Below are 12,714 nucleotides of genomic sequence, written 5' to 3' on the forward strand. Positions count from 1 at the left end.
GCTTACATATATTAACGCTTTGTTGCGCATCTAATGAATATCTATTATCTGCGCTTGGCTATACTGGTTGCAATCTTAAGGAAAGAACATAGCGAATTTAGATATAGCTATATTCATAAACTATATTAATAGATTAAATCAGATACGTTGATGCCTTAATATACATTGAATGATAATTAAGAAATCTAAATATAACCGTTAACGATAACGGCAACTTATTAATGGAGATAACAATGAAAAAGATGATGCTTGCGAGTGCCTTATTATGTGGTTCTGCTTTAGCAATGACCGGTTGCCAAAGTACCGAAGGACAGCTAAAAACAGGTAATCCGCTCAATCAGCCGGTACTAAAATCTACGCTAAAAGCAGTTGATGGTAGCAATCAAGAAGTCGGTCAAATCTTCTTACGTCCTGTCGATGGCGGTGTGCAAGTATATGGTAAGCTTATGAATATGACGCCAGGATCAACGGTTGCACTGCATATTCATGAAACAGGCAGCTGCGCCGATATGGGTAAAGCAGCCGGTGGTCACTTTAATCCAGACAACAAACCCCATGCTCATCCAGATGATATGAATGGTCATGCCGGTGACTTACCAAACTTAACCGCTAATGATAATGGTGTTGCAACCATCAACTATGTAAATAAGAAAATCTCTGCTGCAGAAGCGGGTAAATACAGCGTTTATCGTCGCGCCTTTATCGTTCATGCCAGTGCGGATGACTATACCAGCCAGCCAGCAGGCGCGTCAGGTGACCGTATTGCTTGTGGTATCATTGAAAAGAACTAATAATCTGTACCAATAATATTGAATTTGGCCAATAAAAAAACCTCTTAAGATATAAGAGGTTTTTTTATTGGTCGCTTGTTTAAGTCGAATTGAAGAATAGTTTTATTACTCTTCAACCCATTCACCTTTACGCCAGTACACTCCCCAACGCGAGGCTTTACCATTTTTCTCAGAGCCAATATATTGCTCTTTTTTCTTACGTGACCAACGCAAGATAGTTGGGTTGCCTTCAGGGTCTTCATCTGGCCCCTCAAACAGATACTGGAACTTATCTTCCATCTGATTTTTGATAGCCCGTAGCTCAGCCAGTTTAGGCGCACGTGTCTCACGGACTTTGGGGAACTTAGACGCTGCTAAGAACATGCCAGCTGCTCCTTCACGTAGGATAAAGTAATCCTCATGCTTAACTGATTTTAGCTCCGGCATGTGTATGGGATCCATACGGGGCGGCGCAGCCTCGCCGGTTTTGAGTACTTTACGCGTGTTATCACATTTTTGACAAGCAAAGTAAGGGCCAAAGCGACCAGTCTTAAGCTCCATCTGTCCATCGCACTTGTTACAGTCGATGGTTGGCGAGTCAGAGCCCGGAACTTCAAATTTACCTTCTTCTAAGATATAACCATCACAATCAGGATTATTACCACAAACATGCAGCTTAAGGCCACCGTCAACGATATACCCATTCATTGCCGTACCGCATTTTGGGCAACGCTTTTTCTCCATCAAATCTCTGACTTCAGCTGCTTCGTCATCCCCTTCCGCCTCATCAAGATTAGCAAAAGCTTCGACTGGCATGAGGTTTTTTGTACCTTTACATCGCTCTTTCGGTGGTAAGTTATAACCGGTACAGCCTAGAAATACCCCAGTTGAGCCAGTACGTAGCTGCATTGGACGATCACACAAGTCACAATGGACATCAGGTACATCAGTTGGATCATTGGGACGCATGCCATCTTTATCTTTAGCATGCTCAAGCTTAACTTTAAAGTCACCATAGAAGTTATCTAGAACATCTTTCCAGTCTTTTTCGCCTTCAGCGACGTCATCCAGCTTGTCTTCTAACGCGGCAGTAAAGGTATAATCCATCAAGTCTGGGAAGCTAGCTGTCAGCCTGTCGGTGACAATATCACCCATTTTTTCAGCAAATAAGCGCTTATTCTCTAACTTCACATAACCGCGATCTTGAATAGTTGAGATGATTGAGGCATAAGTTGATGGACGACCGATACCTTTTTTCTCCATCTCTTTAACCAAACTCGCTTCAGTATAACGCGGAGCAGGTTTAGTAAAGTGTTGGCTCGGATCTAGCTTGTCTAAAATAAGCTCATCGCCTTTTTTAACATCAGGTAACAAGCTATCGTCCGTTTTTGCGGGCGCTTGTACTCTAGTATAACCATCGAAGGTCATTGTACGACCGCGAGCTTTTAACTCAACATCATCGGCAGTTACGAATAAATTCACCGATAGATATTTTGCTGGGGGCATCTGACAAGCGACAAATTGCCGCCAAATCAGCTCATAAAGACGAATAGCATCACGCTCCACTCCTTTCATCTGAGTCGATTTCATATTGACGTCAGACGGACGGATAGCCTCATGCGCTTCTTGTGCGTTTTGTTTGTTACCGTAGAAGTTCGGCTTTTCTGGCACATATTTAGCACCAAAACTGTCCTCTAGATAGCCACGAACTGCCGCCAATGCATCACCAGATAAAAAGGTGGAATCGGTACGCATATAAGTAATATGACCCGCTTCATATAGACGTTGCGCCAAAATCATAGTTTTCTTTACCGAAAAACCCAAACGTGTACTGGCTGCTTGTTGCAAAGTCGAGGTGATATAGGGCGCACTTGGTTTTGATTGAGTCGGCTTTTCTTCACGCTCTTTGACCAGATAGCTGGCTGATTTTAGAACGTCCAAAACTTTATCAGTTTGCTCTTTATTAACCAGCTTAAGCGTTTTACCGCCTTGTTTGGTTGCCTCTAGGCGAATACCTATTTGCTCGGCGGCTTTTGTGCCAGCGGCGATATGAGTATCTGCAAAAATCTGCCAGTATTCTTCAGGAATAAAAGCACGGATTTCATGTTCACGCTCAACTACCAAACGCATAGCAACCGACTGTACACGGCCTGCAGACAGACCACGAGCAACCTTTTGCCAAAGTAGTGGCGACACCATAAAGCCAACAACACGGTCTAAAAAGCGCCGGGCTTGTTGCGCATTAACGCGGTCAATATCCAGTTTGGAGGGTTGCTTAAAGGCATTTTGAATGGCAGTTTTGGTAATCTCGTTAAAGACTACACGCTCATATTTGCTGTCTGGGCCGCCAATCACTTCTTTGAGATGCCACGCGATTGCCTCCCCCTCTCTATCCATATCCGTTGCCAGATAGATTTTATCCGCATCTTTAGCTAAAGCTTTTAGCTCTTTAATAACTTTAGTTTTATTCGGTAGCACTTCATAGACGGCAGCCCAATCATGCTCAGGGTCGACACCCATACGCCGCACTAAGGCTTGCTGCGTTTTCTCTTCTTTAGTTAAAGTCTCATCTTTTTTAGTGCTGGTCGCTTTCTTGGCACCTTTACTTGCGCCCACCGGTAAATCTCGCACATGCCCAATACTGGAGCGTACGATAAAATCATTACCAAGGTATTTATTAATCGTTTTTGCCTTGGCAGGTGATTCGACAATCACCAACGATTTACCATTGGAGCTTGAGCTAGCGGCCGCAGAGTCAGCAGCAGGAGTTGAGCTTTTTTTACTTGTGGTTTTTGCCATGTTTGACGACACCATATAAATGGATTAAAGATAAATAAAATTTAACAGCGTTGCCATTTGTTGTCGCTAATTTATTTATTATAACGGCAGCTGCCAATAAAAGTGGTCTTAAAAAAACAATAACTATTCTATAATAGTAGAATAATTAAAAAATAGCGGTAAACTTAGCAAGACGTTACACTGCTAGGAGTTGAGATGTCAACCGTAAATAAATATGGATGCCGCAAGATAGGATCCGATAATCTAATAAAGGCATCCTAAATAGAAGCTTATCTTTTTTTAAAAACATACTATCAAGTTTTATTTTTACAACTACGTTATGATTAGCTCACTATACTCAAAAGCTTTTATTAAGCATTCTACTACCAACGCCACTATTATAATGAGCCGTACCATTACTAATATCAGTGCTCTTATTAGTGCGACTACCGTTAGAGCTGTTGGCTTGGCTGGTTTGCATCTGCAGGGCCCACTGCTCCATCTGTGCTTTGAGCGCCAGTAAGTCAGGTTCAATCTTAAAAGACTTATAATGTGGGTTGGTCAATGGACGCACGTAGGCAATATCTTCCCAATACACCACAATGCTATTGGCTTTGACCAATAACGCTTTTACAAACGGTTCAATCGTTGCTGGCAGTTCCAACGCTACTTTGTCCAGATTAAAACTAGCAGACGACATGGCTATGTTAGCAGTAGTTTTATCAACTACAGTCTTAGCTGTTGTAATTATCGTACCCTCGCCTTCCGGACGCCATTGTCCATCAATAACTTTATAGCGCGTGTGGGGCAGCTGTACATTGTCTAGCACTAGACCATATTGACCCAGCATGCCACGACCATATTCATTGTCACGGCCACGCACCCAGTCCGGACAAGCAACCAGCTTTGGATTGAGTTGTAACCGGCGCGCCGTCATACGCAGCTTGTCCAAGCGCTGGTCAATGCCGCTAGGTTTGAGCGCCATCATACTGCCATATACGAATAGTACAATGGCAACGGCTATCCATACACCCATGATAGTGTGACCTTTTAACTGGATTAAAATTTAACGGATAAAAGAAGACATTAGGTACTCATAATGAGCACGAACGCTTATAAATCAAGCGCTCCTGTCCAACTCATAATAAAAAAAGCGCTATTAACAGTTCAATATCAGCCACTTAGGTAATACAAATAATTTATCAGGCTAACGAGATACAGAAAGTTGCGACGCACAAAAAGTGCTATGATAAACCATAATTTTAAACGCACGCAGGTTTATTATGACTTATATTGTCAAACTAATCTCATCGTTCAAGCCGTTAATAACAAAACCAGCTGTCAAAGCAACGTCTACATTGACTTTGATAATGGCAGCAATGGTGACGTTATCAGGCTGTGCTACCACTCAAAGCTTAACACCGCAGCAGTGTCAGGCTAGTGATTGGCAGCAAGTCGGCTATAGCGATGGCTCGCGTGGACGTTCAGGCGCATATTTCGGTCACTATACCAATAGCTGTGCCAGCGTAGTCGGTGCAACGCCTAACCGCATGCTATGGGAACAAGGTCGCCAGCAAGGGCTCAAAAACTACTGTACTGAGCTGAGTGCTTATAAACATGGCCGCGAAGGCTATGATTGGCAGCCAGTCTGCCCCCTCGAAGGCATTGATAAATTAGAAGAAGCTTATTCGCAAGGGCGCTACTATTATATCCGTCAGCGCGACCTCGATAGCTTACGCTCTCCTTATTACTCGCCATTTGGTTATGGGCGATTGGGTTACGGCTATCGCCCCTTTGGTTATGGCTGGTAAAAGCCCTTGCCTCAATTTAGAAAGTGGTAAATAAAGGAAACCCCGCAAAGTAGACCTTGCGAGGCTGGAGGTAAGTTTTATTATTTTATTTGTTCTTCTTATTATCTTAGTTATTTTTTTATTAATAGCAGGGCTGGTCTATGTGACTGGCTTATTATTTTAGTTAATTTGTTTATTACGGCCAGCTTACTCGTATAAATAATAACGCCTCTATTTATACAAACTGCTATTCATTTACAAAGGCAATTTTGCTGAGTCCTGCTTGACTGGCAGAGGCCAACACTTGCGCCACTGTATCATATTTACTTTCTTTATCCGCTCGCAGCTGAATAGCAGGGTCGCTACCACTAGCACTTTCTTGCTGCAAGCGGCTGTCTAACTCCTCGATACTAATAGGATCGCTATCCCAAAAGATACCGGCATCTTTATCAATGCTGATTTGAATCACTTCTGGCGGCTGCTCGTTAACTACTGCACTGGTCTTAGGTAAATCTAACTGCACGGTAGGATTTAGAACCGTCGCGGTCAATAGAAATATAATCATCAATACCAACATGACATCGATAAGCGGAATGAGGTTCATCTCATTCATACTTTGTGCGTCATCATCACCTAACTGAAATGCCATAATAGTCTCAATTGTGGGTCATTTTTCTATATGAATTTAAAATTGTATAGAGGTTTGGTTTGCTTGTATAAAAAGGTTGCTTATATAAAAAGCTGCTCATAAAACCACCAATTTATAATAGCTTATAACAGGCTACAATAGCCCTAAACCAGTGCTATGAGCGGGAAGTTGCTGAGTTCTGATAGCCGGTGTTTTGGTTAGCAACGTTTTGTTTGCCAGTATTCACATTAGTCGCTGCTACATTACTATTAGCACTGGTATTGGCTGCCATTTGTGATTTAACAACTGGCTGCTGATAATCCGTTGACTCGGCAGTCTTGGCCAACAGCTCATGGGCTCTATCATTAGCATGGTACATGACAGTGCGATTAGTACGCACCGCAAGGTTATAAAACACTACGGCTGGAATAGCCACAGCAATCCCCAAACCCGTCATAATAAGGGCTTCGCCAACTGGCCCTGCTACTTGTCCAAGTCCTGCTTGTCCGCTAACACCAATATTATGTAGCGCATGAAAAATACCCCACACCGTACCAAACAGTCCGATGAATGGCGCAATGGCAGCAGTCGTCCCTAAAATAGGCAAACCACGCTCACTATTATAGCGATAACGGCCAATATGTTGCAGTAACGCTTGCTCGGTAACCAAACGCCGAGCTGCCGCATCTAATCCTGCTAGTGCTGAACGCTTTTGCTGGATAGCCTGACTCAAGTCATCAGCCACTTGGTTTGCAAGCGTGCGGCTTTGTAATACACGGATAATACCCGTCACCCAAGAGAGTAACGACAATACCAGCAGTATAAAAAACAGCCCTTTGGTCACCATATCGCTCAATTGCCAGTAGCTTGCAAAGTCCATGTCAGACTCCTTAATAAGTTGTGCAATCACATGAAGACGTTGCGACTGGCGCATCTGCTCTTATCATGAAAAAGTTATAAATGAATGTTTTATAATAAAGGTGCTAAAAAATGAATACGATAAAACGTCTATAAACAGCTTTTAGGGCATCGCATAGCTAATCGGCAAAGTAACATTACCAACAACAGGCACCCCATTTTGCTGAAAAGGTCTAAACTTACCAGAGCGAACTTGACGCTGCGCTTCCCTATCTAAGACGGAATTGCCAGAAGATTTTGCCAAACTGACGCTATCGATGCCACCTTGCTTGTTCACTCGTAGTAACAATACCAAGTTAAAGGTATCGCCCGAACGTGCACCACGTTTGGCACGGTCAGGAAAACTAAAGCTTGGCGCAGCGGCCCAATTGGCATTGCTGGCGTTAAAGTTGACCGGTGCATTGCTAGCAGCTGCTGCCGCTTTAGCCTCTGCATCGGCTTTCGCTCTAGCATCCGAATCGGCTTTCGCTCTAGCATCTGAATCGGCTTTTGCTCTGGCATCTGAATCGGCTTTTGCTCTGGCATCTGAATCAGCTTTCGCTCTGGCATCTGAATCAGCTTTCGCCTCACGAGCATGTTTTCTAGCAGCATTTCTAGCATTATCTTGCTCTTGTTCTGCTAAGTATCTAAGTTGATCATCAGCCGTAGTATTCCCAACTCTCGGTTCTTGCGAAAACTTCTGACTGGGTTGATTCTGATTGATGTAAGGCTCTGGCTCTACTTTTTTCGGCTTAGTTTTTGTCACTACTGTTTTTGTTGTGGTGTTTACAACAGGCTCTGTTTGTAGTTTAGGCTTAGCGTCAACTATTGGTTCAGGCTGGGATTGGGGTTCTGATTTAGGCTGTGGTTCTAGTGTAGGCTCGACTATTGGTTTTAACTTAATGGTAGGTTCAGGCTCAGCTTTAGGTTCTGGACTAATCTTAGATTCAGGCTCAGATATAGAGAGAGGTTCGGGTTCTGTATTTTCTTGAACCTCTTCAACATTTTCTTCAACCTTAGCAACCTCAATCTCTACCGGTTCAAGTTCGATTTGCTCAGGTTGTGCTACGTCAGTAGGTAGCGTCACCATTTGTATTTCAATAGGGGGCGGCGTATCGCGGACTTCGTCTATAGGGGCTGGTGGCTTCATGGCCACTAGTGCCATCGCGGTAAGTACATGCAGCCCCACAACGGCACCAATCGCTATCAGTGTTAATTTACGTGGTGGCGCGTTAAAATCGGTTGAGCCCATAACACCCTAATATTTCGCTGAAATCAAAGTGGCTTAATATTAATACAAACGATAACTATTATCAATAAAATAATAGAAACTTTACTGATCTCTGTCCTTACTTACCTCTAAAAAATACGCTTGAAAGAATGCGTAAAGCCTTAAATAATGCCCAGCACAGCGTTTATCTACCCTACAAAATATTATTTTATAATAAACACAAACCTTATTATTAATGGCAATCGTTATCATTATCATTGATAAAACACCTTAATTCCTATATTATAATCTCAGTTTATTTTTATCCATTTTGTTAAAACAATTTTCAAATTAAAAATAAAGTTAAGAACCTTGATCGATGAGCATTGTTTTAGCACATTTATGTAAATGGCTGAACGCGCTCTTTTTCTTTTTATACCTTGCCGACGTTTTATAAACGTACTGCTTATCACCTGTAATATACCGAGTGTTTTATGTTTACTAGTACTTTAGCCACGGCTAATTCTGCAAGCCCTTCGTTATTCAAACGTCCTCTACTAGCGGCAATGACCGCGGCATTATTCGCAAGCATTAGCTTAGCAGGCTGCTCATCGCCGAATGACTCTGAGTTGGATGACACTAAAAAAGAAAACAAAACGGCTGATACCGCGTCGAACGTTGCTGATAATGATGCGGTCTCTGTTGCTACTGTCGATATCGATACAGTTAAAGGTAAAGTAAGCTTACCGATGAATCCATCACCTATTGTGGTGTATGACATGACGATAATGCAGGACTTGGCAGCGCTGGATGTGGCTATTGATGGTAAGCCAAGCGGTCTACATTTAGATAATTTGCAATCAAAAGTACAGCCCGATCCAAAAGAAGTGGGAACTGTATTTGAGCCGGATCTTGAAACATTAAATGCGATGCAACCGCAAGCGATTCTAGTCGGTTCACGTATGGCTGAAAAATATAACGAGCTCTCAAACATTGCCCCAACGCTGGATATGAGCATCGATACCGCCAATATTTATGAATCTAGTAAGCAACGTTTACATGACTTAGGTGCCCTATTTGGCAAAAGTGACCAAGCGTTGAAACTACAACAAAATATTGATGGATTAATCGAGCAGACTCAAGGGTTAACCAAAGGTAAAGGCAATGGCTTAGTGGTTATGGTTAATGGCAATAAGCTGTCAGCCTACGGTGATAAGTCACGCTTTGGTTTTGTCCATACCGTACTTGGTGTGCCTATGGTCGATAGTAAAATTGAAGATGCCCGTCATGGTCAGCCCGTATCGTTTGAGTATTTACAAAAAACCAATCCAGACTGGTTATTCGTGATTGACCGCAGTGCGGCTATCGGTGAAGACAGTGCAGGTGCTAAAGCGGTATTAGATAATCCATTGGTCGCACAAACCACGGCTTGGAAAAAAGACCAAGTGGTTTATCTTAGCCCAGATTCTTATTTAGCCTTTGGTGGTTATAATCAATGGATGCAAGATTTGACGTCTATCAAAGCTGCCTTTAGCGCTGCTAAATAGTGGTCATAGTAGTAAATTATGTAGGCCATAAATAGTTATGTCGTTATTTTCTAATCGTAGCAATAATAGTGTTATAGCTGAGCCTAGCGATAACTTGCCAGCGCTTCCAACATGGCGGCAGCGGGGCATTAGCAGCATAGGCGCTAATAAAAATCGCCGAGCTGCACTACCGCCATGGTTGATAAACACAGGGAGCCTCATTATCATGGGGCTTTTGGTGTTACTGAGCCTATCTATTGGGGTAGCAGACTTTTCTTGGTCAGGCATATTCCATAGTCTTATTAACCATAGCGCTAACTCAGATAGCTCGCTGATGCTGGTCAGTCGCTTGCCTCGGACGACTGCCATTATTTTGACCGGTATTGCAATGGCCGTTGCTGGCATGATTATCCAAGTAGTGCTCAAAAACCGTTTCGTTGAGCCTTCTATGGTTGGTGCAACTCAGAGCGCAGCACTGGGATTATTAGTAGTCAGCCTCTTCTTTCCTGCCAGCGCGCTTATCATAAAAATGGGTGTGGCAACCATCGCTGCGGTGTTCGGCATGATGCTATTTATGCTGCTTATCCACCGTATTCCGCCGACTGACTTCTTAATGATTCCACTTATCGGTATTGTCTTTGGCGGCATTATTACTGCTATTACCACCTTTATTGCTTATCAAACTGAGACCTTACAGATGCTCAGCGTTTGGCAATTTGGCGACTTTTCAGCCGTATTAGCAGGCCGTTACGAGCTGCTGTGGTTAACGGGTGGTCTATGCGTTATTGCTTATATTATTGCTGATAAGCTGACTATCATTGGCTTAGGTGACAATATTGCTTTGAACTTAGGTATCAGTAAGCGCCATGTGACGTGGATTGGCGTTGGAATGGTAGCGATAATGAGTGCAGTGGTGGTGGTTACGGTTGGGGTCATTCCTTTTATCGGTTTGATTGTTCCTAATATCGTCAGTCGCATCATGGGTGATAAGCTCAGACGTAGCTTGCCAGCGGTTGCCTTGCTTGGTGCTTCAGCAGTTTTACTGTGCGATATTATCGGGCGCTCTATTCGCTATCCGTTCGAAGTGCCCGTTGCTACTGTATTCGGGGTGGTAGGTACGGTGGTATTTTTATGGCTATTATTACGTGCCCCTGCTCAGTCTTAACATCTATACAGTAGGCACTAAATAAAATGGATACCCACATGCGCTCACCTTCTGCCTCTACCACCACAGATACGGATCCTCATACTCATACTGAATCATCTGAGCATGGCAAGTTATTAGGATTTTGGGCAAGGCTGTGGGAAACAATTACTCAACATCCAAAATCAATTGCCAGTATTATTTTATTAATCTCAGCCATTTTATTTTTAACGGTTAATGTTCATGGTCATTGGGATTTTGCATTGCCATTACGTGGCAAAAAACTACTAGCGCTGATGGTAGTCGGCTATGCAATTGGGGTGTCAACCTTACTGTTTCAAACCTTAACCCATAACCCTATTTTGACGCCATCATTACTGGGCTTTGATTCGCTTTATGTCTTACTACAAAGCTTGTTGGTGTTTTTCTTAGGGTCAATAAGTTATACCAGTATCAACCCGATAACCAAATTCGGGCTTGAGATTGTATTGATGTTCGGCGCCTCACTACTCTTGTTTCGATTGTTGTTTTCGAAGAGTAGCCAAGATTTAACGCGGCTTATTTTAGTCGGTGTTATCTTTGGGGTGTTGTTTCGTAGCTTATCCGCATTGATTGCGCGGCTGATTAATCCAGATGACTTTGTAGTAGTGCAGTCGGCCAGTTACGCACAGTTCAACACGGTGAATCCTGATCTCCTAAGCATTAGCATTATCGTTTGTGCGATTAGCGCAGTATTTATCTGGCGCTGGCGGTATCAATGTGATGTCTTAATGCTCGGTAAAGACCAAGCGATTAACTTAGGTATAAACTATCAGCGTTTGGCTTTTGGCCTATTAACCGTTATCGCTATTTTGGTAGCAACCGCGACGGCTTTGGTTGGTCCAGTAACCTTTTTTGGACTATTAGTCTGTGCCTTAACCAATCGTCTTGCCCGCAATATGGCTCATAGCGAGCGCTTAATATTAGTCAGTTTAGTGGCAATGATTTGCTTGGTTTTGGGTCAAACGGTATTCGAGCAAGTATTAGGTATGGCTGGGGTGTTATCGGTAGTCATTGAGTTGGCTGGTGGTTTGGTATTTTTAGTATTAATATTTATGACCCATCGCCGTTAAAGGTGACTTAATTGCTTTTAGGCTTATAGATAAAAAAATTGAAGTGTATTAAAAAACGATTTTAAAATAAGAACGACTATGATTAAAATAAGTAACGTCTCGCATCATATCGGTAAGCAGCAAATTCTGCATGACATTAGCTTATCTTTACCAAGCTCACAGGTCATTGCCCTTATTGGCCCTAATGGCGCAGGTAAATCGACTTTATTTTCGGTGATGTCCCGCCTGCAACCATTACAAGCGGGGAAAGTTAGCTTTGCTGAGCATGATATTGTTAGCTGTAATTCGCGTACCCTTGCCACTACAGTCGCTACCCTGAGCCAAGACAATCAAGTCCAAGGGCGACTGCGCGTTCACGAGCTATTAATGTTTGGGCGCTATCCTTATCATCAAGGCCGCCCAACAGCCAACGACCATCAAAAGGTCGATGAGATTATTGAGCGCTTTGAGCTAAAGCTATTAGCCGATCGTTTCTTATCGGCGCTATCGGGTGGACAACGCCAGCGCGTGCTGATTGCGATGATTGTCTGTCAAGATACCCCATATCTATTGCTAGATGAGCCGCTTAATAGTTTGGATATGTATCACGCTGGGCGGCTAATGCGTGAGCTTCGCGCATTAAGTCATAGCCAACAAAAAACGGTGGTAATAGTGCTGCATGATATTAATCAAGCCGCGCAGTTTGCGGATACGGTAGTCACTATGAAAGACGGACGAGTGATGGCAACTGGGCGTCCCGTTGATGTTATCACCCAAGAAACTATGAAAGAGCTGTATAACGTTGACGTCACCGTGCTTAAGCATCAGGGCCGTCCAGTTATTATCGATAGTTTTTAAACCCTAATATAATAAGAAAAGA

Annotated in this window: 11 protein-coding genes; 6 read left to right on the forward strand and 5 right to left on the reverse strand. The window is 43.1% G+C overall.

The genetic code is table 11. The features are described from left to right. Positions 1 to 233 precede the first annotated feature (233 nt). The gene (locus ES754_RS05705; RefSeq protein WP_147222847.1) at positions 234 to 791 is read left to right on the forward strand and encodes a superoxide dismutase family protein; all 558 of its coding nucleotides are present in this window, start codon (positions 234 to 236) and stop codon (positions 789 to 791) included. A 105-nt stretch (positions 792 to 896) separates the two neighbouring features. Here the strand turns inward: ES754_RS05705 and topA are convergent, their stop codons facing one another. Together topA and ES754_RS05715 are read right to left on the reverse strand one after the other, a co-directional pair. Next, positions 897 to 3,569 carry a type I DNA topoisomerase gene (gene topA / locus ES754_RS05710; protein ID WP_147222849.1) on the reverse strand — a complete coding sequence of 891 codons (2,673 nt, stop codon included), beginning with the start codon at positions 3,567 to 3,569 and terminating at the stop codon, positions 897 to 899. 337 nt (positions 3,570 to 3,906) lie between these two features. Continuing rightward, complete coding sequence (locus ES754_RS05715; protein ID WP_227677949.1) at positions 3,907 to 4,584, reverse strand: hypothetical protein; 678 nt, start codon at positions 4,582 to 4,584, stop codon at positions 3,907 to 3,909. A gap of 334 nt (positions 4,585 to 4,918) precedes the next feature. On the opposite strand from ES754_RS05715, the gene ES754_RS05720 reads away from it, so the two are divergent. Further along, positions 4,919 to 5,359 (forward strand): DUF2799 domain-containing protein, encoded by a 441-nt coding sequence (locus tag ES754_RS05720; RefSeq protein ID WP_147223329.1) that lies wholly within the window; start codon positions 4,919 to 4,921, stop codon positions 5,357 to 5,359. A gap of 226 nt (positions 5,360 to 5,585) precedes the next feature. Here the strand turns inward: ES754_RS05720 and ES754_RS05725 are convergent, their stop codons facing one another. The 3 genes from ES754_RS05725 to ES754_RS05735 form a co-directional block, all read right to left on the reverse strand. Next, positions 5,586 to 5,987 carry an ExbD/TolR family protein gene (locus tag ES754_RS05725; protein WP_147222851.1) on the reverse strand — a complete coding sequence of 134 codons (402 nt, stop codon included), beginning with the start codon at positions 5,985 to 5,987 and terminating at the stop codon, positions 5,586 to 5,588. Positions 5,988 to 6,141: 154 nt separating this feature from the next. Continuing rightward, positions 6,142 to 6,846, reverse strand: coding sequence for a MotA/TolQ/ExbB proton channel family protein (locus ES754_RS05730; RefSeq protein ID WP_147223331.1), 705 nt, complete (start codon positions 6,844 to 6,846; stop codon positions 6,142 to 6,144). Between the two features lie 141 nt (positions 6,847 to 6,987). After that, positions 6,988 to 8,115, reverse strand: a complete 1,128-nt coding sequence (locus tag ES754_RS05735) for an energy transducer TonB (protein WP_147222853.1) — start codon at positions 8,113 to 8,115, stop codon at positions 6,988 to 6,990. Positions 8,116 to 8,567: 452 nt separating this feature from the next. On the opposite strand from ES754_RS05735, the gene ES754_RS05740 reads away from it, so the two are divergent. The 4 genes from ES754_RS05740 to ES754_RS05755 all read left to right on the forward strand — a co-directional run bounded on the left by ES754_RS05740 (position 8,568) and on the right by ES754_RS05755 (position 12,692). Continuing rightward, a complete protein-coding gene (locus ES754_RS05740; RefSeq protein ID WP_147222855.1) occupies positions 8,568 to 9,620 on the forward strand; it encodes a siderophore ABC transporter substrate-binding protein in 1,053 nt (350 codons plus the stop codon). 37 nt (positions 9,621 to 9,657) lie between these two features. Beyond that, on the forward strand, positions 9,658 to 10,764 hold the full coding sequence (locus ES754_RS05745; protein WP_147222857.1) for an ABC transporter permease: 1,107 nt from the start codon (positions 9,658 to 9,660) through the stop codon (positions 10,762 to 10,764). Positions 10,765 to 10,802: 38 nt separating this feature from the next. Further along, entirely contained in the window at positions 10,803 to 11,855 is a 1,053-nt protein-coding gene (locus ES754_RS05750; protein WP_147222859.1) for an iron chelate uptake ABC transporter family permease subunit, read from the forward strand. Between the two features lie 78 nt (positions 11,856 to 11,933). Then, the gene (locus tag ES754_RS05755) at positions 11,934 to 12,692 is read left to right on the forward strand and encodes an iron ABC transporter ATP-binding protein (RefSeq protein WP_147222861.1); all 759 of its coding nucleotides are present in this window, start codon (positions 11,934 to 11,936) and stop codon (positions 12,690 to 12,692) included. Positions 12,693 to 12,714 lie beyond the last annotated feature (22 nt).

This window comes from Psychrobacter frigidicola (genome assembly GCF_007997305.1).
GTDB lineage: Bacteria > Pseudomonadota > Gammaproteobacteria > Pseudomonadales > Moraxellaceae > Psychrobacter > Psychrobacter frigidicola.